Source organism: Erythrobacter sp. JB2-19, assembly GCF_057365005.1.
Genome location: NZ_CP200290.1, coordinates 1,331,221 through 1,354,870, shown reverse-complemented (window position 1 = coordinate 1,354,870; position 23,650 = coordinate 1,331,221). Strand labels below are relative to the sequence as shown.

Sequence of the window (23,650 nt, the reverse complement as noted above, 5' to 3'; positions counted from 1 at the left end):
GGAAATGAGCCGAGGGTGAGCGAGAGTCTACCCCATGGTCAGACCCAGGCATGTCTAGACCTGACCAACGCGTCCGCCAACATCAACAACTGGGTTGGACGCCAGCCCCATACTAAGCCACGAACAGTTCCGGCATATATCCTGACCTGCGGTCCAGACGTGCAGTCTCTGCAGCTGATGGAGCTCCAAATGCGGCCATGTCTTGGCTAATCATCATCAGCCTGCGAGCGAAGTCCGCACGGGCGCCTTCAAGATCAGGATTGAACTCGCCTAGCTCGAACTCTTCAAGCGGCGTTCTTCGTTGCGGTGCTACGTGAAGCAAGCGCTCGCTAAGTGGCGGGATCCCAAGATCGCTAGCCTCGCTGCGCTCTCCAGGCATCACTTGCAATATCCGGCTCTGTTCAAAGGTTACGTCTGTTTCAAAGGCGACCGGCGCTGGAGTTGCAACGGATAAATGAGTTGAAACGAACGCAGGTTTGCTGGCTTGGTCGAACAAACCGAACACATCGCCTAAGGCTTCAAAATGATCCGAACGGATCATGTCGAAGACCGCGTCACGGGTTGGTAATTGCGCACCAAAGCCCATTAGGTCGGCGTAGAGAGCCGCATTAAAGCCGCGAGCGACCATTTCCGGCACCAGCTCAGAATTAGCAACCTCAGTCTCTTCTGGAGTGCCTGCAAAATAGGTCAGCGCTGCATCCGCAAACTCGCGCGTTTCGCCATTTGCCAGCGAGAATCTGCCGATATTGGCAACGGCCACATCGCCAAACTGGAAATCCGCATTGTTCTGTGTGCCGGACAGATTGATCGATACTACGCCTGCTTGCGCTAGTGATGCGATCTCGCCCGCATCAGCCACACCGTCCCCGTTCGCATCGTTCCAAACGCCGAACTCTGCAAAGCGCGCGTCCTCTGCGTCAAGAACACCGTCCCCATTGCTGTCAAACGCCCGTAGCCCTTCAAGGTCAGTCGCGGCATTGGGTATGTCATCGACGAAGCTAATTTCTTCGACACCAGATACGGTGCCATTGGCGTCACGGTCCAGGAATAGGAATGCATCGTTGCCGGAGATCCAACTGGTATCGTCGCCAATTCCGTCGCCATTAAGATCAAAGCGGGCAGCACTTTCACTCGCGCTTTGAGTAGTGATGCCATCACCGCCAAAATCAAGGATGATCGGGGAGGTGATGCCCATGGTTTGACCATCGCCGAACCTCAGCGTTTCAATACCAACGAGCGTGTCGGTTCCTTCATCATCGCCTGTTGCGATCTCATCATCGCGCAGTTGGAAGGTGCCGCCCGATGTAAGGATCGTAAATTCGGTGCTTAGACCTGCATAAACAGCGGTATCTGCACCAATCCCGCCAAACAGCTGATCATCGCCTAGGCCGCCGGTCAGTTCGTCATCACCGTCTTCCCCGAACAGCTCATCGCTGCCAGAGTTGCCCAGGATCACGTTGTTTGCTGCCGTACCGGAAAGCACATCATCAGCAACACCGCCCGTGATAGTCGCCCCGCTAACCACGATCATGCGCGCCGCAATGTCGGCGTGGCTCAGTGTTGTGCCATCGGCAAAAGTGAAGTTTTCAATTCTATTGTAGAGTCGGCCGCGATAGCTGTCGCTCTGACCATCGATGTAAATCGAACCCGTAGAGTGTTTGAACGTCAATTCGATGTCATTGGCATTCGACAATGATCGAGTGACAACTAAATCATCGGCCGTGATCCCTGCTCCGAAAAGCAGCGTATCGTTTCCGCCATGGCCGTGCCTGCTTTCGCTTTCGAAGATCCGATCGTTCCCACTGCCTAAATTGTAGACATAGGTATCGTTGCCAGTGCTTCCGACGAGATAGTCATCACCTTCATCGCCATTGAGTGTGTCCGAGCCATTCCACCCGTAGAGAGTGTCATTTCCAGCTCCGCCGCTTACCAGTTCCCCATATTGACTACCGATGATCGTATCGTCTTGAGCAGTCACGGCATGGGCAAGGCGGTGAATATGGATTTCTGCTGCCGTCATTGTCGTCTGGGTGATCGAACCGTCGGCTTCCTGTGTTTGGAACACGAAATTCTCGATCCGATTGTACAAGCGGCCGCGGTAGCTAACATCGTGCTGATCCAAATGGATTGAGCCGCCGCCAGCAACGGTCACATGCAGATCGTTCCAGTCAGAACCGTACTTGTCAAAGGTCAAATCACTGAGGGTGATCCCCACTCCGAAGAGCAAAGTATCGTTGCCGCCATGGCCGTGCTTACTTTCGCTCTCAAAGAAACGATCGTCTCCATCGCCAAGGTTGTAGACATAGGTGTCGTTGCCAGTGCTGCCCACAAGGGTATCGTTGCCTGCCTGCCCATCGAGGGTGTCGGAGCCACTCCAACCATAAAGTGCGTCATTCCCGGCTCCGCCCAGAACAGTATCGCCGCCGCGGCTGCCAATAATCGTATCTGCCTGATCGGTTACCGCTTCGGCAATTCGATGTGCTTGAATTGCCGTCGAAGATAGTGTCGTCTGAGTAATGGAACCGTCGGCTTCCTGTGTTTGGAATACGAAGTTCTCAATACGGTTATACATGCGGCCTTGGTAGCTCGCATCCTGTTCATCAAGGTGGATAGAGCCACCGTCAGCGACCGTCACATGCAGATCGTCCCAGTCGGAACCGAACTTGTTAAAGGTCAAATCACTAAGAGCTATACCCACGCCGAATAGAAGCGTGTCATTGCCTCCTGTTCTGAACCGGCTCTCGCTTTCGAAAAAGCGGTCTTCGCCATCGCCCAGATTGTAAACGTAGGTGTCGTTCCCGGTGCTGCCGATAACGGTATCATTGTCAGCGCCCCCGCTTAACGTGTCATTCCCACCTGCGCCGTTAATCGTGTCGTTACCGCCGTAGCCATTGATCACGTCAGCGCCGCTGGTACCCGTCAAAGATTGGCTACCAGCGCGCTCTTCGCCGAGAGCAAATTGCTGTTGTATCGCTGCGTAGTCCCAGACAGTACCGTCAGCGAATTCAATGAATTCGAGGCCCGAATTGCTCGCCCATTGCTCCTCGATGTAGATGGTCTCACTGCTGCCGACAAACCGGACAACCATGGCATTGGGTGACAGTAGATCAGGATCGAGCAAAACATCTGTGGGCGCGATGCCTGCGCCGAATATCAGGCGGTCGGACGCGTCTGTTCCGGCATCGAAAATCGTATCCGTGCCGTCGCCAAGTGAATAGTTGTAGATGTCAGAGCCGCTACCGCCTTCGAGGCGGTCGGCACCTGCGCCGCCGGTTAGCGTATCGCTGCCGCCAAGCGAACGGATGAAATCATCGCCAGCCTGTCCATCAAGGACGTTGGCCGTATTGTCGCCGCCAATCAGATCATCACCGGCCCCACCTTGCTCCGCCAGATAGCGAGCAAGCAGCTGCGCGCGATCAAGCTGCGTGCCGTCGGCAAACTCGACGCGGTCAATGCCCCAATCCGAGCCACCCAGAACCTGATTGGATAACTGGATCGAGCCATCAGCATTTGCAAAGCTGATGACCATATCGAAGGTGTTCTGGAAGGATGTGCCGAATACCAGATCGGTTGGCGTGATCCCGGATCCTAGTTGCAGGACGTCTACGCTTCCATCTCGCAAATGGTATTCTTCGATGACGTCATGATCATCGCCGAGGTTGTAAATGTACCGATCGGCGCCTTGACCGCCCCGCAGTATGTCGTTGCCAAGTCCCCCCGCCAGCACGTCGCTGGTGTAGAAGCCAGCCAGGGTATCGTCACCATCGGTTGGCGTTAGCAGGATTTCCCGGACATCTTGCTTTGTCAGCGTGGTCCCATCAGCGAAGTCGAAGAACTCAATGTCGCGCCATGTGTATCCGGTGCTGCCTTCCTTATCGAGACCGCCCTCGACAGTGATGGTGTCGGATGTGTCGGCAATTGCGATGATCAAATTTGTGCCGCTGCGCGACCAGACGATATCATCGAGCGTCAAATCCGGCGCGAACTGGATCCGGTCATCATCGTCGATGTTCACGTATTGAACGCTTTCGCGGATGATATCGTTGCCCGACCCGCGACCAAAGAAATAGGTGTCCGAACCATCAAGACCGCGCAGGATATCATTGCCTGCCCCGCCATCGAGATAGTCATGGGTATGGAAGCCAAACACAGTTTCGTCAGCCGACGTACCGATTGTAAGCTGGCTTTGGATTTCCGCCTTGGTCATGACCGTTCCATCGGCAAATTGCAGGCGCTCGATATCGTGATCGGTGAAATTGATGTAGTTGTCGAACTGCCCGGCGATTAAGATCGTATCGGGCGCGTTGACGTAGCCAATCGTCAGATCGTCGCCACTGCGCGAGAAGGTCAAATCCGCAGCAGTGATACCTTCACCGAAGACGATTTGATCGTAGTTGGAGAGGTTTGCATTGGTCCGAGTTTCCTCGATCCGGTCCTGGCCGTGGCCGATATCAAAGTAGTAAATATCCGCGCCATCTTCGCCGCGCAGGGTGTCATTTCCTGCTCCGCCATTGATTTCGTCGGATTGGAACGTGCCGACAATCACGTCATCGCCAGCAGTACCGCCAGACAAGAAGTTTGAAACATCACGTTTGGTCCAAACTGTCCCATCGGCAAATTCGAAAAACTCGACATCGTGCCAGCTGAACCAGCTCGCGAACGCAAATTGACCGTCAATAGTAACAGAATCGGTAGTGCCATTTATGCTGAGCGTGAGTGCATCACCAGTACGGTTGAGCGTGATATCTTCGGGCAGAATGCCAGCCCCAAACACAAGGCGGTCATCGTCATCCAGATTGGCATATTCAACGGTCTCGTAGATCGTATCCTGGCCATCACCGAGATTGAATTCATAGCGGTCGGATCCATCCCCGCCATGCAGGCTATCATTGCCTAGTCCGCCGACAAGCGTGTCGGACGTATGGAAACCATAGATGACATCATTACCGGCGGTTCCGATGGTGAGCTGCTGCTGGATTTCCGCCTTGGTGACAGTGGTGCCGTCTTCGAAGTGGAAAGTTTCGACGTCGTGGTCTGTCAGCCAAACATAATTGTCGAACTGCCCTGCAATCGTAAGCTGATCCGAAGTACCGAGCAGGTTGATGATCAGGTCATCGCCGCTGCGAGAATAGCTGATATCGCTGGTCGTAATCCCGGCGCCGAACTCTACTCGGTCGTCATCCTGAAAATTGTGGTTGTTGACGGTCTCTTCAATCCGGTCCTGACCGGACCCGAAGCCGAACACATAGGTGTCGCTGCTGTCGCCGCCGCGCATCGTATCGTTGCCAGCACTGGCCTCAAACCGGTCTTCGAGCGCAAATCCGCTGATGACATCATCACCCGCAGTGGTCTGGTCAGCAATCGCGCGTTCGTTGAGATCCTGCCAGGTCCAGGTTTCGCCGTCGGCGAATTCAACGCGTTCAATCCGGCTATCTGAAATGGCTCCGAATACGCCCGTGTGGTAATAAGCATTCTGGCCTTTGAGGGTGACAGAGTCTCCGCCCGCACCAATCATCAGCGTCAGATCATTCCCATTGCGCACGAGCTGCACATCGGCTGAGGTAATTCCTTGCCCTAAGCGCAGCACATCCGGCGTCGTATCAACCGACACGAAGCCCTGGCCAAGAATGAAGGGATTGTTGTCGTCTACGACATCCTGACCATCACCCAGATTGAAAATGTAGGTGTCGGCATATCCGCCGCCGGAGAGATAGTCGTTCCCTAACCCACCCGCGAGCGTATCCTGATAAAGATCGCCCCAAAGGCTATCATCGCCATCACCGCCAGTCGTAACCTCAAGCAGTATATCCTGCCAGCTGAGGCGCGTGCCATCGCCAAACTCAAACCATTCGATCCGGTCGAACCATTGCTCGCCCAAAACACCAGTTTGGAAGCCGTCGAACTGGTTTCTAACGGTCATCGTCTCACCGCTATCAAGCGCAATGGTGAGATGCGGCGCGCTGCTCGACCGGCTGAATGTCACATCTTCAAGCGCAATATCGTTCGCAAACACAATCGTATCGGCGCCGTGTTCCAATGAGAGGCCGCCAAGACCCACATTGACGTCAATATACTCTGCCTGCTCGTCAATCGTATCGTTGCCGTAGCCACGAGCGAAGAAGTACGTGTCAGCCCCATCAAGACCAATGAGAGTATCATCGCCAAGGCTTGGTCCAAAGATGTCATCGTCACCAAAGCCGCGAGTTACATCATCGCCATCGGTGGTTTCGGAGGCGATCAATTGCTGCTGGATGTCCTTGTGCGTGTAGACATCCCCGTAGTGACGGAAGGAGAACACCTCGATCCGGGAGTTGGGTGCGAATTGAGCGTTGTATCCAAGTGATGAGTAGCTGAATTGATTTTCAATCGTAACGCTGTCGCCGTCCGTGCCAATCGTGATGACTAAATCATCAGGGTCGGCTCCGCGAGACCATGTCAAATCTGATGGTGCAATATCGTCCCCAAAAATCACCATATCAGCGGCACGGAGCAGCGGATTGGTCTGGGTATCGCGAATGATATCCGAACCATCTCCTGCATCGAAAACATAGAGGTCAGCATCGTCGCCGCCCATCAGCAGATCATTGCCTTCGCGGCCCTGGAAGACATCTGTGTGCATTGTTCCATGCATCACGTCATCGCCCGATGTACCCTCGCCAACAGCAATCGCAATGTCTGGCAGCTCCATAATGCCACCATCGGCGAACTGGATTTCCTCTATGCCGCGGTTGTTGCTGATGATGACGTCCGACGAAAGCGGCACGACATCTGCAAACTGACCTAGGATGGTCACAATATCGCCGGTTGCATCAACGGTAAGCACGAGGTCTTCGCCGACCCGCGCGGCTGATACATCCGCACGGTTCAGATCGACAAACCGGATCCGGTCACCCGACTGCCTGGCTTCTTCATCGTCAATCGTGACGGCGCCAAAGCCGCTTTCGAGCAAATACACATCTTGGCCTGAGCGACCGACCGCAGTGTCCCCATCACCCAGTCCAGAGAATATCGTCCCGCCGTCAATTTGCGACAAAGTCTCGGCTGAAGCTGTGCCAACTTGCAGATTATCAATGCCCAGCGCGGGCGCGAGAGCGGCAAGATCAAAGCTAGTGCCGCTCGCGAGAATTGCCGACTGCAGCTGCGCCGCTGCAAAATCATCGCGCACAATATTGTTATCAAACCTGCGCGAACCATCCTGAACCGCGCGCAGCAACTCGCCCCATGCATCCCATTCTGCCTGCGCAGCAACCGGATCGCTGGACAAACCACCAAGGATCGCCTCATAGGCCTGCTTCAGCGTGTCCGCCCCGCCCATCACGATGAGATCGATGTCCTCGCGGTACGTCATGTCGGCAAACGCCGGCAGGCTTGAGCTCTGAATAACCAAGCGGAGCGTCAGGCTTTCGAGCGTGTCGGTCCAGCTTGCCTCCAACTCAGCAAGGCCTGCCGTCGAGACTTCGCCCGTGACGGGATCGCGCGGTGCGATTTCCTGTCCACTGAAAGCCTCAAGGAAAGCGAGCTTGCGCGCATCAAAGCCACCCGCTCCAATGGCATCAGCCGCGACGCCGTCTACATTGGCCCAAGCATAGATTATGTCTTCTGCAGCCTGCTTCAGCGTGGTCAAATCACTGGTTGCGAGCTGATCAAAGGCATCGACTTGAGCCAGAAGTGCGGCGTCCTCGCTCATCGCTACGCTCAAGTCCGCCACGTTGCCGAAGCCGCGCAGTTCCGGCAAAGCGGTCGCTGCAGCGCTTATGGTCGTGCTGGTGATATATTGCGTGTCGATATGACTGATATCGAGCACCACATCCCCGGCTTTGCGAACCGTTCCGTCGTCAAGTGTGAAGGTCGATTCAAATGCGATGGTGTTGCCGCCAATATCGATCACTTCTGCCGGAGTCGTGGCTGCGAGACTGATTGAGGTAATGCCCAAATCTGTTAAGGTTACTAATTCACCATCATCGGTCACACCGTCGCTGTTGAGATCGCGCCATACGCGCAACTCGCTGAATACAGCGTCATTGGCATCGATTACGCCATCGCTGTTGAGATCGTGGGTGGCCAGTTCGACAAAGCCGCCCTGCGTCTCATCACCGAAGAACTCGCTGGAATCGTCGACAATGCCGTTGCCATTGGCATCAAGCACGAGGAAGCCATCATCCGGGCGCACCCAACCGGTTTTCTCAGCGAAGCCATCACCGTCAAATTCGAAATGCACACCGCTGTTGCGCTGCGTAGTCAGCTCATAGCCGTCGCCGTCAAGATCGAGAACAATAGGGTCCCAGCCCGTGAACCCGACGCCAAAGCCTGCCTTGAGTGCGAGGTTGACGAATTGAATGAACTTCTCTTTGTTTGCGTCTCGGCCTCCCGACGCAGAACCATTGCCGCGGCTTGCCTCGAAGACGGCAATTCCGCCTGAGCCCAATCCAGTATCTAGATCGAGTTGATAGTTCTCAATCTTTGCTGCACCGCCGAGCCCATAACCGAAATTGATGCCAAGGCTGCCATCTTCGAGGCTCTTGTAGCTCGCGAATTTCATGGTCGCAGAGTCCACGAAGAAAGACGCGGTAGCCAGAATGCTTGATCCGATCACCGGGAACGCTGCCATGATGGTGGAGAACGGGGACCAATATGCGGTGCCCCCTTCCATCCACCATTGCTTTACTCCGCCATAGAGCTGCTGGCCGAAATAGGTCTTGTCGATCGCTTCGGAGTTTTGGACGACGGCGTTCGCGCCAATATTAATGCGGTCTGCGCCTTCCCCGCCATCAATGAGAGAAGACCAGCCGCGGGCGAATATCGTGTCGTTGCCAGCACCACCGAAAATATCGGAGAAGCCCTCATCGGTGCCAACCTTACCTGATGCGCCCTCGATGTAATCGTCGAAAGCGGTGCCATCGACTGAGTTAGCGTTGGTGATTTTCAGGCCAGAGACTGTGCCTGAGCCAACAGCTGAGAGCACGCCTGTTGCAAGCGAGAATTTGGCACCGTGACCTAAGCCAGACAGGTCAACCTTGTCTTGGTCTTGCGCGTAAGCGCTTGAACCAAAATCGACTTCAATCTTAGACAAACCGTAACTTGAAAGCGGAGAATCAATAATGAGCCGCCGATTGCCATCAGCAAGCTTCAATGACTCGACATCGACTACGGTATAACTGTCGTCACCATTAGTGATACCGTAGACTTCATGCCCGCTATTATCATTTGGATTGCGGCGCTCAATTCTTACATCCTCAGGCTCGCCTTGGTCTGAGCGCAGCAACAAGGTGTCGTATCCACCACCCCCTGCAAAAAAGTCATCGCCTCCCTGACTTTGGAAAAGGTCGAAACCATCGCCACCCAAAAAGGCATCATCGCCTGAAGTTCCAAAAATTACATCAGCACCGCCGCCCCCCAGAACGATGGATGGCAAGCCCACTATCGTATACTCCTCAGCGCCATCTGTCCCTATTATGAGCTGGCGAGAGGTTGACGCGGAGACACTGTAAAGCGCGCCTTCACTCAATGCAATCGAAGCACCATCAACGCTACGGAAGGGGTTGATGGCAGTGTTGTCCTCGCCAGGCCGAAGTCCGAGCCACTGCTTTAATGACAAGAGTGTTTCGCTGGGGTCAGATTGATTGGTCGATGACCCAAGAGCCTTGGTCACCAAACTGTCGATTAGTTCAATCTTTCGGCCAACACCTTTGAGTTCGGTTGCACCATTCAGCGTCCAGCGTTCGTCCGAAAAATCAAACAACAGCGCGCTATCGGCGGAGGCGTTCGCCAACCCAAGAACGCCGCTAGTGGCCCCAGCCCAATCGGTTTGCTCGACCTTATTTACCGCTAGTAAGCCAGCAAACTCCATAATTAGCTTACTGATGTTGGTTTTGATTTCATCCGTAATAAAGCTGGGCAGAGCATCCGCCGTGTCGCCAAAATTGTCGGCATCATCGAATAAAGCGCGGATGCCGGTATCGCCGAACACGAGATTTTCGCCTTCTAAAGCAGAATAGGCGATTGCGGCTTGCACTGCGTTCGATGGATCGCTGCCGGTACCGTCAATCGATGCACCACCAGCTGCGCTAGCAACACTTTGATCGAAAAAGGCGGGAAGCAAGTATTTTGCAATTTCACGCCAACCTTGTTCGCCTTGTGGAAGCGTACTTGCAAACTCGCGCAGCGCAATAAGTGTACCCGCGTGACGCTGCCCAACCTTATTGAACAATGTAGTCTGGAGATCCACGTTGTCTGGCAAGTTGTACCTTGTCAGTCCTTCTACGGCAGACTCGAGGCCAAGAGCTATGCGAATGCTATCAAGGTTGTTTGCATCTAAATCCGAAGACGTGTTCGCAATATAGGAACCGCTGATAGGAGCTGTCGCAGCCCAACCTGGCACACCTTGAAATGCAAAGCCGCCGTAGACCAAGTTGATTAGCTCGACTTCTCCGGGACCGAGCGCTGCCGCTTCAGCTCCATCCGAGCTTGTAGCCTGGAGATAGCTCGCGTTAAACGCAGCAGCCCTGAAAGGCATCGGATCGAAAAGCACCGTCTGCTGCTGAAAGAGGGAACCAACAAAGCCTGCCAACCCGCCACCAAGCGAGTGCCCGCTGAGAATCACCTGCTCTTGGCCCGCTATGCTGTCTCCTGGCTGCCTTCCGAGAACATCATTATAGAATTCGACTGCGCGCTTAGCTTGAGGGCCACCAAACCGGCCGAGCGCAATGCCGAATCCGTTGAAGCCGTCACCGGCCGAAACACTCCCGTTTTCGCCGGCAAAATTATCAGTCCCCCGATACATTATCACCTTCGTGCCCGGCGCTACGCCTTCAACCCCTTCACCGATTTCGTATGCAATTGCGAAGAAACCGGATTCGAAGTCGTCGGATCCAGGCGTCGTGTTCGATATCCTATCGATAGTTACCGGACCAATTGCGCCTACATCGGGCAAGCCGGACACTTGTTCAGCATAACCACGGTTATAGGAATCTAGTGCAAGCAACGACATCAAGAGCTGGAAATTCATTCTGTTACTCCAGTTGAAAAATGTCCCGCCTGCAAGCGGGCACCAGTCCCTGCCCGCAAATCTATGGACTTCGCTTGCGACCCATTGAGCCATTTGTTTTTATAATTGGCGATCCAAGGATATCTCTCGATCAACACATAGTCCGGCTTTTCATCAACTAGAGCGACCGAAATCTTACGAAGCGAAACCCCGCGACCAAGTTCAACATTTTCTGCCGCTGGATCAATTTCCATCACACTTGCCGGGTCACTTGGGTCGCGCAGAATTACCAGCATTGGCCGCAACATCGCATTGTCCATCACAGAATCACCGTCTCGCATGGTCCAAAGATTGAACTCCTGCCCTTCGACCGCACCACGATCCTCAAAAAATCTGGACATAGTGCTATGTGGCTGGGAGGCATCGAGGGGGGAACCCGTCAGGACCGCAAATAAGGGCCGCCCATTTGGCAAATCAATCGCGACGGCTTCACCCCTAACTGTCCACGTCGGCGCCTTTTGTGCGAAGGGCCCCTCAATCCACGGCCTAGAGCGCGTTACCTCGCGTACCGCACTCGACGCTAACACCCCATCGGGCGTTTCGACTTCGACCGTCATTTCGTATTGGAAGGTCTCTCGCTCTCCGCAGGCTGCCGATAAGATGGCGAGCATCAATACCACTAACCCGCCCAGCGAAGCACGAAACGATGTCACAACATGTTCGACAAATGACTTAGATTGAATCAGTGGGAGTTGCCTTTCCATCCAAATCGCCCCTATATTTAGCGAGTACAATGACCCGCAGTCTCCTCCAGCAATTGTGCACTTCTGAACAAAGTATTCAACCCGTAAATCAATTGATGATGGTTAATTCACAGAATATTGATAGCTTTCGATTGAACCTACAGACGGGTTGCAGAAAACTTTAGCCTTTAATCCACCGAAAAGTGCAGGCGGTTCGAGCACTTGCTTTAACGCTATCACCCCAAATTTTAGCGTTCCCGTCCTGCTTCATCTAAAACCTTGTTAATTGGTGAGAGCAAATACTGGATGATGCGGCGTTTCCCGGTCTTGATTTCCGCCTAAACCGACATGCCCGCTTTCACCCCCAGAAACAGCCGTAATCGCTGACTTATCTCCGATCCAATAGCGGACGCTTCCAACGCAATAGGTGACGCCTAGCCCCGCGTGCGGTCCCATTCCTCAAATTCGTAAGCGATCGAACCTTCGACGAGGCGCTCCCAAATATCGCCGATGACATCGCCGGGCAGGCCGCGCGCTTCCGCTTCGGCAACAGCGGCGGCGATTACGCTCGCCTTGCGAGCTTCATCACGCACCACATCGCGGCTGGGCTTAATCCGGGCCGCCGCCCGCATATAGCCAAAGCGCCGCTCCAGCAGGGCCACCAACTCCCGGTCGGTCGCATCCACGCCTTCGCGCACTTCGGTCATGCTCGCGCATTCCTCAGGGGCTTTGGCCTCTGGAGCTTTGGCCTCGGGGGTCTTGGGCATCACTTACGATCTTTCAGATAATCGCGCCGAAAATCAGCGGCAAAGGCAGAAAATGTTCCGCCCGCAATGGCATCGCGCATCGCCTTCATCAAGCTTTGGTAAAAGGCAAGATTGTGCTCGGTCACCAGCATCGCGCCCAGGATCTCTCCTGATTTTTGCAAATGGTGCAAATAGGCCAGCGAATAGGTGCTACACGTCGGGCATTCGCAGCGCTCATCCAGCGGTCCGGTGTCCTCGGCAAAGCGCGCATTGCGCAGGTTAATCGCGCCGTTCCAGGTGAAAGCCTGACCATTGCGGCCAGAGCGGGTTGGCAGCACACAATCGAACATATCGATCCCGCGCTCCACCGCGCCGACCAGATCGTCTGGCTTGCCAACACCCATCAGGTATCGCGGTTTATCCTCCGGCAGCTGGCCCGGTGCATAATCGAGCACGCCGAACATCGCCTCTTGCCCCTCACCCACGGCCAGGCCGCCGACCGCATAGCCATCAAAGCCAATGTCAGTGAGCTTCTCAGCGCTGATCTTGCGCAGTTCCTCATCCAGAGCGCCCTGCTGAATTCCAAATAGGGCTGAGCGCGCCGCATGCTCGCCGCCACTATCAAACCCGTCGCGGCTGCGCTTGGCCCAGCGCATGGAAAGCTCCATGCTAGCGGCGATCTCATCACGTGGGCGATCCGCACGCGGGCATTCATCAAACGCCATCACGATGTCGCTGCCCAGCAGGCGCTGAATTTCCATCGAGCGCTCTGGGGTCAGCATGTGTTTGGAGCCATCGATATGGCTGCGAAACTCAACGCCTTCCTCGGTCAGCTTGCGCAGGTCAGACAGGCTCATCACCTGATAGCCACCGCTATCGGTCAGGATCGGGCGATCCCAGTTCATGAAACTGTGTAATCCGCCCAGTTTCGCCACCCGCTCCGCGCCCGGACGCAGCATCAGATGATAGGTGTTGCCAAGGATAATATCCGCGCCCAGCGCCCGCACGCTCTCTGGCTTCATTGCCTTCACGGTGGCCGCCGTGCCAACCGGCATGAACGCAGGCGTCGCGATGGTGCCGCGCTGCATCTCAATGCTGCCGGTTCGCGCCTTGCCATCGGTGGCAGCGATGCTGAATTTGAAACGCTCGGTCATAAGTCGCGCAGCGCCTAGCGCGTCACTCTCGCAAGCGCCAGCCAGTCTTGAAAATGAATGCGATAATTGCCGTGCAAATGACCAAAAAGCCGAGCGTCAGGCCCAGCGACAACTCAATCGGCACATCCGAGGTACCATAAAACGTCCAGCGCAGCCCGCTGACCAGAAAGGCGATAGGATTGGCCAATGCGACCGAATTCCACGGCTCTGGCAAATCATCGATCGAGTAAAATGTGCCCCCCAGGAACGTCAGCGGAGTGAGAATGAGCAGCGGGATAATCCCAAGCTTTTCAAAACCATCCGCCCAAATGCCGAGAATAAAGCCGAACAGAGAGAAACTCGCCGCGATCAGCATGATGTAGAGTGCGGTAAACAGCGGATATTTAATCTCGTAATCGACAAAGAAGGTCGCGGTGATGAGGATGATGCCTGCTAGCAATAGCCCCTTGGTCGCCGCCGCCCCGACAAATCCGATCAGCGTCTCTGCCACGCCCACCGGCGCAGAGAGCAGCTCGTAAATCGTGCCGGTAAATCGCGGCATGTAGATACCAAAACTCGAATTGCTGGTGGTTTCCCCCAGCAGGGTAAGCATCAGCAGTCCGGGAATGATGAAGGCCCCGTAAGCGACCCCGTCAACCGGCTCCATCCGTGCGCCGATGACCGTGCCGAACACGATGAAATAGAGCGATGTGGTGAGCACGGGCGAGAGGATCGACTGGAATGCCGTGCGCAACGCCCGCATCAATTCGCGAGTGTAGATCGACCAAGCACCGCGCGCGTTGAAACCAAAACTCATTGCGCGGCCTCCTGCTGATCGGAGAGGAGCGAGACAAAGATATCCTCCAGCGAGCTTTCACGGATGTCGATACCAGTGAAGTCAATTCCCGCCGCGATCAGCGCCTTGGTTAGCTCGGCGACCTGTTGGCGGCCCTTGCCTGTCCCATCTCCGCCGCGAAAGCACAGCTCGCGGCCATTCGCGCTCAACTCCAATGGTAACGCCGAAATACTCTGCGGCAATTCAGACAACGGCTCAGCCAATTGCAGCACCGCCTCCGTCCGCCCAAGCCGCTTCATCATTGAGGCTTTGTCATCCACCATCAGGATTTTGCCGCCGCGAATGATCCCGACGCGGTCAGCCATTTCCTCCGCCTCTTCGATGTAATGAGTGGTGAGGATAACCGTTGTCCCGCGTTCTCGCAGAGCGCTAATCTGCTGCCACATGTCTTTGCGCAGCTCGACATCAACCCCAGCGGTGGGTTCATCAAGGAACAACAGCTCTGGCTCATGCGCCAGCGCTTTCGCGATCAGAACGCGGCGCTTCATCCCGCCCGAAAGCTCACGGATTTGCGCACTTCGCTTTTCATAGAGGCTGAGCGAGCGCAGAATTTCGTGGATGCGCGCTTTGTCCGGCGGATGGCCAAACAAGCCGCGTGAATAGCTGACCGCCCGCTCAACGGTCTCGAACATATCCGTGCTAAGCTCTTGCGGAACCAGGCCAATGCGCGCTCGCGCAGCTCGCCATTCGCGCGACAGATCATGACCGAATGCGGTGATCACCCCGCCGCTTGGCCGCACCAATCCACAAACCGCGCCGATCAGCGTCGTCTTGCCCGCCCCGTTTGGCCCTAGCAGAGCAAAAATCTCGCCCTTGCGGATCTCCAGATCAACATCATCCAGCGCCTTTACGCCGCCAGAATACACCTTGGTCAGGCCTGCGATGGAAAGAATGGGTTCATGCATAGCCATTGGTTACGGCAGCAGCAGGGACGAGTCACCATAAGAGTAGAACCGGTATTTGTTTTCAATCGCATGGGCATAGACCGCCATCATACGGTCCCGGCCCATTAGCGCGCTGACCAGCATCATCAGCGTCGATTTCGGCAGGTGAAAATTGGTCATCAGCCCATCGACCGCGCGAAATTGATACCCCGGCGTGATGAAGATGTCGGTATCGCCCGCAAAGGCCTCGATCTGGCCATCCACCCGCGCCGCGCTTTCGAGCAACCGCAGAGAGGTGGTGCCAACCGCGATCAACCGCCCGCCAGCCGCGCGGGCGGCGTTCAGGCGCTCGGCAACATCGGCCTCTATCCGGCCAAATTCGCTGTGCATTTGATGATCGTCGGTGTCGTCAGCCTTCACTGGCAGAAATGTGCCCGCGCCCACATGCAAGGTCAGCGTCTCTCGCCCGATCCCCGCCGCATCAATCGCATCGACGAGCTCAGGCGTGAAATGCAGCGAAGCCGTGGGCGCAGCAACTGCGCCATCCTCGGTGGCAAACATGGTTTGATAGTCCTTGAGGTCAGCCTCATCGATCCCGCGTTTACCCGCGATATAAGGCGGCAGAGGCATCCGCCCCGCCCGCTCCAGCAGCACTTCAACCGGTTCCTCGCCTTCGAACATCAAAGTGATGCTGCCATCAGCATGGCGAGCCTCCGCAATGGCGGTCACTCCGCCGCCAAATACCAGTTGATCGCCCTCTTTCACGCGTTTCGCGTTGCGGATGAAGGCCTGCCAACGGCGCAGATCGATCCTTTTGTGCAGCGTCGCACCGATCTTGGCTTCACCGCCCGCGCGTCGCCCCTCTAGCTGAGCCGGGATCACGCGCGTATCGTTGAAGACCAGCACATCGCCCGCCTTAAGCAGGCTGGGCAGATCGCGAACGCCTTTATCGGCAAACGGCTCATCCCCGCGCGCTACAAGCATGCGCGCAGCATCGCGCGGGCGCACCGGGCGCAGCGCAATCAGATCTTGCGGAAGGTCGAAATCAAACAGGTCAACGCGCATGCGCGCGGCCTTAGCTGCGCCTGCCCGCTGCGGAAAGCAAAACCGGGATCAGATTCTTAACTGATCGGCGCGCTTAGAGCGTCCGCAGTGATCTCTTCTTCCACCGCTGGTGCTGGCAATGCCGGCTTCGGCTTGTTGTCGCTGGCCAGCGAGGCCTGAAGAATGCGGGTTGGCTCGGTTGGCGGCTCGCCCCGATTGATCGCATCGACGCCGGCCATATTGCTGATCACGCGACCTAGGTTGGTGTAGCGCTTATCCAGGCTGAAACGCGGGTAGAATACGATGAAGAACTGGCTGTTCGCGCTGTCTTCTGAGGTAGCTCGGGCCATTGCCAGGCTGCCGCGGACATGCGGCATCGGGTTAAATTCTGCCTTGAGATCAGGCAATTCAGAGCCGCCCTGACCGGTGCCCGTTGGATCCCCGCCTTGAGCCATAAAGCCCTCAATCACGCGGTGAAAAATGATCCCGTCGTAAAATCCTTGACGGGTCAGCGTTTTGACCCGCTCAACATGGTTCGGCGCCCAATCCGGCTTCAACCGGATTGCCACGCGTTCGCCGTTCGACAGATCGAGCACCCAGACATTATCGGGATCCTCATTCATATCAAAACTCACGGGCCCAAAGACCCGGCGTTCTGCCGCTGGCGCTTCGGCTTCTGCTGCTGGCGCTTCACCTTCTGCGGCTGGTGCCTCACCTTCGGGTTCTGCGTCTTGCGCAGAAGCAGCGTGAGGCGCACAAAACAGCGCAAGCGAAGCGGAAGCGCAGAGTATTTTACGAAAGATCATGAAGGTCGTTTTTCCGGGCAATTGTGTGTTCTGGACGCTGTTTAACCACGCGCGCCTGACACTTCAATGAATGAGTGACACGCCATCGACAGCTAAGCGCAGGCCCGGGACAGCGCGATTGGCCTAATAATCGCCCTTCAGGCCGATTTCTTTGACCCGCGCATTGACCTCATCACACACTTTTTTACTGACAAAAGGCGTTATATCACCGCCATATAGCGCAATTTCTTTGACCAATTTCGAGGCAATGGGTTGGAGCGATACATCGGCCATCAGGAACACGGTCTCAATATCGTCATCAAGTTGCTGGTTCATGCCCGCCATCTGATATTCGTATTCAAAGTCCGCCACCGCGCGCAATCCGCGGATGATTACACTTGCGCCCTGCTTTTGCGCGAATTTGACGAGTAGCGCGTTGAAACCCACCACTTCGACATTGCTCACGCCCATATTCGCAACTTCACGCTCGACCATGGCAAAGCGCTCCTCGGTCGAGAACATAGGGTTCTTAGACGGATTGGTGGTGACCCCAATGATGAGCTTGTCGACCAGTTTCGCCCCGCGCCGAATAATATCGGCATGGCCCAAAGTGATCGGGTCAAAGGTCCCGGGATAAATTCCGATGCGTTCGCTCATAACTATCTATCCCTTTCAACGGCCGAGCAAGCTGGTTCGTAAGTCAGCCAATTTGGCCGCTGCCAAAATAGACCGTCTTTTCCCTGAAGCACAATTCACGGGTAGCTGTTCTACCATCGCGGCGGTAGCAATTCTCATCAAGTAGAGACGGGAAAAAAGAGTCCTCGCCGCGAACTCTAGCTAATAGATCAGACCTGCATCCATCTGACATAACCATCTCAGACCCACCGTCATATGGCAGGTCATCATATGGCTCGATGACTTCGACAACTCGCAAGTCTTCACAAATGAAGCCGGGAAAAAAGACATTCAGAGCCTCTATGCGAGCCTCCGAATTTCCGAGAGCATCTCGATGAGACTGATCAGACCAATGCTGAAGGCCTATCAACCCAACTAAACCAAGAGTGATCATGGCGCATGCAATCACCTTGCCGCTAACGGCGCCAGTAATCATCGATCCCTCTCAACCACAAAGCGCGCTAGCGCCCGCAGCGTCTCTGCCTCTTCGCCATAGCTCGCGAGATGACCAATCGCCTGATCGACCAGCGCGCTGGCCTGTTCACGGGCCTTCTCCGCGCCCATCAAGGTAACGAAGGTCTGCTTACCTTGGCTTTCATCCTTGCGCAGCGCCTTGCCCGCCTTTGCCTCATCCCCGCTCACATCGAGCAGATCGTCGGCAATCTGAAATGCCAAGCCAATATCGCGTGAGTACGCCCGCAAATGCGCGCGCCCTTCCGGGGCAACCTTGCCCATAATCGCTCCCATCTCAACCGAAGCGGCCAGCAAAGCGCCAGTTTTAAGCTGCTGCAGCCGGGTGATGGAGTGAAGGTCGTATTCGATCCCTTCATCATCCGCGACCATATCCATCATCTGACCGCCCGCCATGCCTTTCATCCCGCTGGCTGTGCCCAGCGTCATCATCAACTCGCTGCAGGTAAAGGGATCCGTGCTAGTGTCTTGATCGGCCAGAATTTCAAACGCCAGCGCGTGCAAAGCGTCGCCCGCGAGCACCGCGGTCGCCTCGTCAAACACCTTGTGCACAGTCGGCTTGCCATGGCGCAGATCATCATCGTCCATGCAGGGTAGATCATCATGGATCAGCGAATAGACATGAATCGCCTCGACCGCGCAGGCTGCGCGCAGGGCCGCCGTGCGATCAACGCCGAACAATTCCGCTGTGCTAACCAATAACAGCGGGCGGACACGCTTTCCGCCACCAATTGCGGCGTATCGCATCGCCTCGACCAGCCGGGCGCGCGTATCCTGGGGCACAGGCAAAAACGCATCGAAAACAGAGTCGATCTCGCCTTGAACACGCTTTAGCTGATCGGCCAGCAAGCTTGCTTTATCCCCCACGCGTCGCGGCTCCTATTGCTGCGCGTCGAGCGGCTCTGTGCCGGCGGCGGCGCCATCACGGTTGGTCACGATCTTCTCGATCCGCGCGCTCGCCGCATCAAGCCGCTTTTGGCATGCCTCGCGCAGCTTCTCACCGCGCTCATACAGGGCGATGGATTCGTCGAGCGGAACATCGCCGCGCTCCAATTGCTGGACAATGGTTTCCAGCGCGCTGAGCGCCTGTTCAAAGCTCATTTCGGAAAGTTCGGGCGCGTTTTCGATGATCTGTCCCTCGTTAGACCACAAATTTACTAGAAAGCGGGTTTTGATCCCGGCTCACGAAGCGCGGAGCATTGACCCGCGCGGCGCGCCCGGTCAAGGCTGCGCATGAAACGGGGAAATGCAAATGAAGTGGTTCATTGCCTACATCACGGCGGCGCTCGCATTTGGCGTGCTGGATGCGATGTGGCTGAATTGGGCGGGAGCGAACCTTTATCAGCCCAACATTGGCGAGTTGATGGCCGACAGCATCAATGCCGGCGCGGCGGCCACGTTCTACTTCCTCTATGTCGCAGGCATGGTTTGGTTTGGCGTAAAGCCAGCGCTTGAAAGCGGCAAAGTAGCGAGTGCTACACTCAATGGCGCGCTGCTGGGTGCACTATGCTATGCCACCTTTGATCTTACCAGCCAGGCGGTGTTCAAGGTGTGGGCAACGCATGTCACAGTGCTGGATATAATCTGGGGCGCGTTTGCAACCGGCACGGCTAGCTCTATAGCGGCATTCGTCACGTTGAAATTCACGCAGAAATCCGCGCGGTAAAATCGGGATAAGGGGCACCCATGTTTATCGGTCACTTCGCGCCGGCACTTGCCGCCGCAGCCATCTCACCGCGCTCTCCGCGGCTGGGCACTTTGTTTGTCGCGGCGCAATTGGTCGATTGGGGCTTTTTCGCACTTGCCATAGTGGGCGTTGAAAAAATGCGGGTCGATCCGGACGCGACGGTGATGGTGCCGTTTGACCTTTATCACATGCCCTTCACGCATTCCTTATTAGGCACGGCGATATGGGCGGCGGTGTTCGCGATTATCGTGATGATTTGGCAGCGCAATTTCTTTGGCGGGGTCCTCGCCGCCTTTGTCGTCCTGTCGCACTGGGCGCTCGATTGGCTGACCCATGCACCGGATATGACCATCGCAGGCGGGCCAAAGGCATATGGCCTAGGCCTGTGGAATTACCCACAGATCGCGATGCCGCTGGAGCTGCTGATCACCATTGGCGCGTTCATGATCTATGTGAAGCGCACGCGCGGCCCGATTGGCCCGCCGCTGATCTTGCTGGGTGTGCTACTGCTGATGCAGGTGATCAATTGGTTCGGTCCTGTCCCGACAGAGGCGAACATCGTACTCTATGCCCAGGCGCTGATCGCCTTTGCCGTTACCACGGTTCTGGCGTGGTGGGTCGGGCATAACCGCTGGCACATTCGGCGTGGAGGCTTGGCGGCCCCAAGCGAGTGAATTAAAGGGCCGTGCATGAGCGATTCATCACCAGCCAGCGCGCCCAAAATCACACCCGAAATTGTCGAGCAGCATGGCTTCTCGCCTGAGGAATACGAACAGGTCCTGAAAAGCCTGGGCCGCGTGCCCAATATGGTGGAGCTGGGCATCTTTTCCGTGATGTGGTCGGAGCATTGCTCTTACAAGAGCTCGCGCTTCCATTTGAAGAAACTGCCGACCGAAGCTCCTTGGGTGATTTGCGGCCCGGGTGAGAATGCGGGCGTGATCGACATTGGTGATGGCCAGGCGGCGATCTTCAAGATGGAGAGTCACAACCACCCATCCTATATCGAGCCATATCAAGGCGCGGCAACCGGCGTTGGCGGGATCCTGCGCGATGTCTTCACCATGGGCGCGCGTCCGGTGGCGAACGCCAATGCGCTGCGCTTTGGCCGGCCAGAGCACCCCAAGATGCAGCATCTGGTAAAGGGCGTGGTCGCGGGCATTGGCGGATATGGCAATTGCGTCGGCGTGCCGACCGTGTGCGGCGAGACCAATTTTCACCCGGCCTATGACGGCAATATTCTGGTCAATGCGATGACCGTGGGCGTCGCGGATACGGATAAGATTTTCTATTCCGCCGCAACCGGCGTCGGCAATCCCATCGTCTATGTCGGGTCAAAGACCGGGCGCGATGGCATCCACGGCGCGACCATGGCCAGCGCCGATTTTGAGGAAGACGCAGAGGCCAAGCGCCCCACCGTGCAGGTTGGCGATCCGTTCACGGAAAAGCTGCTGATTGAGGCGTGTCTGGAACTGATGGCGACCGACGCCATCGTCGCCATTCAGGATATGGGGGCCGCGGGCCTCACCTCCTCCAGCGTGGAAATGGCAACCAATGGCAAGGCGGGCATCCGCCTCAACATGGATATGGTCCCGTGCCGCGAAGAGGGCATGACCCCTTACGAAATGATGCTGAGCGAGAGTCAGGAGCGGATGCTCATGGTGCTGAAGCCCGGCAAAGAGGCGATGGCGGCCGAAATCTTCAAGAAATGGGAGCTCGATTTTGCCGTGATCGGCGAAGTGACCGACACCCGCCATATGGTGTTGGAATGGGGCGGTGAAGTGGTTTGCGACATTCCGCTAGGGCCGCTGGCCGCCGACGCGCCGGAATATGAGCGGCCGTACCTCTCGAAAGAGGAATACAAGGCCTGGGCCAAGATCAAGCCGCTGGATGATGTGCCGGAAAGCACGGATATCGGCGCTGACCTGCTCAAACTCATGGCCAGCCCGGCCCTCGCCAGCCGCCGTTGGATTTCGGAACAATATGACAGCCAGGTGATGGGTGATACGCTGCAAACGGGCGGCGATGCGGGCGTTGTGCGCGTGCACGGCACGCAGAAAGCGCTGGCGCTGACCACCGATTGCACCCCGCGCTATGTCTATGCCGACCCGTATGAAGGCGGCAAACAAGCGATTGCGGAGGCGTATCGCAACCTATGCGCCGTCGGCGCGCGCCCGCTGGCCGTGACCAATTGCCTGAACTTCGCCAACCCGCAGCGGCCCGAGATCATGGCGCAATTCGTCCACGCTCTGGAGGGCATGGGCGACGCCTGCCGTGCGCTCGACTTCCCAATCGTGAGCGGCAACGTCTCGCTCTATAACGAAAGCAAAGCGACCGGTGGCGGCAGCGCGATCCTCCCCACCCCAGCCATCGGCGGAGTCGGCATTATCGATGATTATTCGAAGATGATGACGATGGGGTTCAAGAATGAGGGTGATTTCCTCCTTCTAGTGGGAAGTACCATAGGTACTTTGGGGCAATCACTCTGGGCGAACGAAATCTTGATGCAAAGTGGAGGAACTCCGCCCGAAGTAGACCTATCACGCGAACGAGAAACAGCTGATCTTGTCAGAACTCTAATAGGAAAAGGCCTAGCGAATGCTGTTCATGACGTGTCGGACGGTGGTTGGTTAGTCGCGGCTGCTGAGATGGCAATGGCTAGCAACCTCGGTGTGTATTTGGAAAACGACTGCTCGCTTCGCCCTGACTTTCTTTTTGGAGAGTCTCAAGGTTGTTACCTCATCTGCGTTTCAGACAAAGATGGCCAAGAGGCAGTCGACACGATCGAAAGTGCCGGCATCGATATGGCTGGCCTCGGCCGCGTTGAAGGTAAGTCAATCCATATCCCTGCTGACCAAATGCACAACGAAGTGAACGTCCCCCTCGCCGACCTCCGCGAAGCCCATGCCAGCTTCTTCCGGGACTGGATGGAGGGGTGACGGCCCCACTCGTCATTGCGAGCCTTGCGCGAGCAAGGCGCGGCAATCCATCTCTCTTCCGTCGCAATCTGGATCGCCGCGTCGGCCAATTGGCCTCCTCGCGATGACGATTACACGAATGGATGGAGGGGTGAACGAACCCAATCCCCCGTCATGCTGAACCTGGTTCAGCCTCCATCGCAAGCGCACTCTTCGCAAACTTGCCGGTGGGGATGGACCCCGGATCAAGTCCGGGGTGACGCCGAGGGATTGGATGGAGAGGTGACTTTCAAAGCCGTTCGCCCTGAGCTTGTCGAAGGGCTGTCTTTCCCTCGCCCCTTCGCGAATAAGAAAATTCAAGGCTTCGACAGGCTCAGCCTGATCGGAAACTAGTTGGACCTCCTCCAACCCATACTCCACTACGGTGGTCATTGGCTCGTCCCGTTTGCAATCGGCTGGCTGATCTGGCGCGAGAATTGGTTGCGCGCAGGGTTAGTGATCGCCAGCGCGAACCTGATCGATCTCGATCACCTGCTGGCCGATCCGATCTTTGATCCGAACCGCTGCAGCATTGGTTTTCACTATCTGCACGGCTGGGTCGGCGCGGGGCTTTATGCGGTGATGGTTGCTTTGCCCAAAGCGCCGTGGTGGGTTCGCGCGCTCGGCATTGGCGCCTTGTGGCACCTCGCGGTCGACTATGGCGATTGTATGATGCAAATGTGGTGAC

At 56.3% G+C, this 23,650-nt stretch carries 16 protein-coding genes; 4 read left to right on the top strand and 12 right to left on the bottom strand.

Annotated features, from left to right (window positions below):
* Window positions 1–112: 112 nt before the first annotated feature.
* From AC0V6O_RS06450 to AC0V6O_RS06395, 12 genes are all read right to left on the bottom strand, one after another.
* Window positions 113–11,005 carry a calcium-binding protein gene (locus AC0V6O_RS06450; protein ID WP_486142525.1) on the bottom strand — a complete coding sequence of 3,631 codons (10,893 nt, stop codon included), beginning with the start codon at window positions 11,003–11,005 and terminating at the stop codon, window positions 113–115.
* Window positions 11,002–11,748: a hypothetical protein gene (locus AC0V6O_RS06445; protein WP_486142523.1), complete on the bottom strand. Its 747-nt coding sequence runs from the start codon at window positions 11,746–11,748 to the stop codon at window positions 11,002–11,004. Before AC0V6O_RS06445 ends, AC0V6O_RS06450 begins: the two co-directional genes overlap by 4 nt.
* A 413-nt stretch (window positions 11,749–12,161) precedes the next feature.
* Window positions 12,162–12,494: a chorismate mutase gene (locus AC0V6O_RS06440; RefSeq protein WP_486142521.1), complete on the bottom strand. Its 333-nt coding sequence runs from the start codon at window positions 12,492–12,494 to the stop codon at window positions 12,162–12,164.
* A complete protein-coding gene (tgt, locus tag AC0V6O_RS06435; protein WP_486142519.1) occupies window positions 12,494–13,627 on the bottom strand; it encodes a tRNA guanosine(34) transglycosylase Tgt in 1,134 nt (377 codons plus the stop codon). The genes AC0V6O_RS06440 and tgt overlap by 1 nt, the downstream gene beginning before the upstream one ends.
* A gap of 22 nt (window positions 13,628–13,649) precedes the next feature.
* Window positions 13,650–14,423, bottom strand: coding sequence for an ABC transporter permease (locus AC0V6O_RS06430; protein WP_486142517.1), 774 nt, complete (start codon window positions 14,421–14,423; stop codon window positions 13,650–13,652).
* Window positions 14,420–15,367 (bottom strand): ABC transporter ATP-binding protein, encoded by a 948-nt coding sequence (locus AC0V6O_RS06425; protein ID WP_486142515.1) that lies wholly within the window; start codon window positions 15,365–15,367, stop codon window positions 14,420–14,422. Before AC0V6O_RS06425 ends, AC0V6O_RS06430 begins: the two co-directional genes overlap by 4 nt.
* Before the next feature lie 9 nt (window positions 15,368–15,376).
* Window positions 15,377–16,411 (bottom strand): tRNA preQ1(34) S-adenosylmethionine ribosyltransferase-isomerase QueA, encoded by a 1,035-nt coding sequence (gene queA / locus AC0V6O_RS06420; protein WP_486142513.1) that lies wholly within the window; start codon window positions 16,409–16,411, stop codon window positions 15,377–15,379.
* A 56-nt stretch (window positions 16,412–16,467) separates the two neighbouring features.
* The gene (locus AC0V6O_RS06415; RefSeq protein WP_486142511.1) at window positions 16,468–17,196 is read right to left on the bottom strand and encodes a peptidylprolyl isomerase; all 729 of its coding nucleotides are present in this window, start codon (window positions 17,194–17,196) and stop codon (window positions 16,468–16,470) included.
* Between the two features lie 123 nt (window positions 17,197–17,319).
* Window positions 17,320–17,832: a pantetheine-phosphate adenylyltransferase gene (gene coaD, locus AC0V6O_RS06410; protein WP_486142509.1), complete on the bottom strand. Its 513-nt coding sequence runs from the start codon at window positions 17,830–17,832 to the stop codon at window positions 17,320–17,322.
* Window positions 17,833–17,875: 43 nt separating this feature from the next.
* Window positions 17,876–18,286, bottom strand: a complete 411-nt coding sequence (locus AC0V6O_RS06405) for a hypothetical protein (protein ID WP_486142507.1) — start codon at window positions 18,284–18,286, stop codon at window positions 17,876–17,878.
* Complete coding sequence (locus AC0V6O_RS06400; RefSeq protein WP_472638502.1) at window positions 18,283–19,188, bottom strand: polyprenyl synthetase family protein; 906 nt, start codon at window positions 19,186–19,188, stop codon at window positions 18,283–18,285. The genes AC0V6O_RS06405 and AC0V6O_RS06400 overlap by 4 nt, the downstream gene beginning before the upstream one ends.
* Before the next feature lie 12 nt (window positions 19,189–19,200).
* Window positions 19,201–19,452, bottom strand: coding sequence for an exodeoxyribonuclease VII small subunit (locus tag AC0V6O_RS06395; RefSeq protein WP_486145531.1), 252 nt, complete (start codon window positions 19,450–19,452; stop codon window positions 19,201–19,203).
* A gap of 121 nt (window positions 19,453–19,573) precedes the next feature.
* On the opposite strand from AC0V6O_RS06395, the gene AC0V6O_RS06390 reads away from it, so the two are divergent.
* The 4 genes from AC0V6O_RS06390 (at window position 19,574) to AC0V6O_RS06375 (ending at window position 23,649) form a co-directional block, all read left to right on the top strand.
* A complete protein-coding gene (locus AC0V6O_RS06390; RefSeq protein ID WP_472638500.1) occupies window positions 19,574–19,987 on the top strand; it encodes a DUF2177 family protein in 414 nt (137 codons plus the stop codon).
* Window positions 19,988–20,007: 20 nt separating this feature from the next.
* Complete coding sequence (locus tag AC0V6O_RS06385; RefSeq protein ID WP_486142504.1) at window positions 20,008–20,682, top strand: metal-dependent hydrolase; 675 nt, start codon at window positions 20,008–20,010, stop codon at window positions 20,680–20,682.
* 15 nt (window positions 20,683–20,697) lie between these two features.
* The gene (gene purL / locus AC0V6O_RS06380; protein ID WP_486142502.1) at window positions 20,698–22,944 is read left to right on the top strand and encodes a phosphoribosylformylglycinamidine synthase subunit PurL; all 2,247 of its coding nucleotides are present in this window, start codon (window positions 20,698–20,700) and stop codon (window positions 22,942–22,944) included.
* 372 nt (window positions 22,945–23,316) lie between these two features.
* Window positions 23,317–23,649, top strand: coding sequence for a DUF6122 family protein (locus AC0V6O_RS06375; RefSeq protein WP_472638497.1), 333 nt, complete (start codon window positions 23,317–23,319; stop codon window positions 23,647–23,649).
* Window position 23,650: the final 1 nt, after the last annotated feature.

Bases quoted from the DNA above. Each gene is read 5' to 3' on its own strand.
- AC0V6O_RS06450 (WP_486142525.1), bottom strand. From the start codon at position 11,005: ATGAATTTCCAGCTCTTGATGTCGTTGCTTGCACTAGATTCCTATAAC.
- AC0V6O_RS06445 (WP_486142523.1), bottom strand. From the start codon at position 11,748: ATGGAAAGGCAACTCCCACTGATTCAATCTAAGTCATTTGTCGAACAT.
- AC0V6O_RS06440 (WP_486142521.1), bottom strand. From the start codon at position 12,494: ATGCCCAAGACCCCCGAGGCCAAAGCTCCAGAGGCCAAAGCCCCTGAG.
- tgt (WP_486142519.1), bottom strand. From the start codon at position 13,627: ATGACCGAGCGTTTCAAATTCAGCATCGCTGCCACCGATGGCAAGGCG.
- AC0V6O_RS06430 (WP_486142517.1), bottom strand. From the start codon at position 14,423: ATGAGTTTTGGTTTCAACGCGCGCGGTGCTTGGTCGATCTACACTCGC.
- AC0V6O_RS06425 (WP_486142515.1), bottom strand. From the start codon at position 15,367: ATGCATGAACCCATTCTTTCCATCGCAGGCCTGACCAAGGTGTATTCT.
- queA (WP_486142513.1), bottom strand. From the start codon at position 16,411: ATGCGCGTTGACCTGTTTGATTTCGACCTTCCGCAAGATCTGATTGCG.
- AC0V6O_RS06415 (WP_486142511.1), bottom strand. From the start codon at position 17,196: ATGATCTTTCGTAAAATACTCTGCGCTTCCGCTTCGCTTGCGCTGTTT.
- coaD (WP_486142509.1), bottom strand. From the start codon at position 17,832: ATGAGCGAACGCATCGGAATTTATCCCGGGACCTTTGACCCGATCACT.
- AC0V6O_RS06405 (WP_486142507.1), bottom strand. From the start codon at position 18,286: ATGATTACTGGCGCCGTTAGCGGCAAGGTGATTGCATGCGCCATGATC.
- AC0V6O_RS06390 (WP_472638500.1), top strand. From the start codon at position 19,574: ATGAAGTGGTTCATTGCCTACATCACGGCGGCGCTCGCATTTGGCGTG.
- AC0V6O_RS06385 (WP_486142504.1), top strand. From the start codon at position 20,008: ATGTTTATCGGTCACTTCGCGCCGGCACTTGCCGCCGCAGCCATCTCA.
- purL (WP_486142502.1), top strand. From the start codon at position 20,698: ATGAGCGATTCATCACCAGCCAGCGCGCCCAAAATCACACCCGAAATT.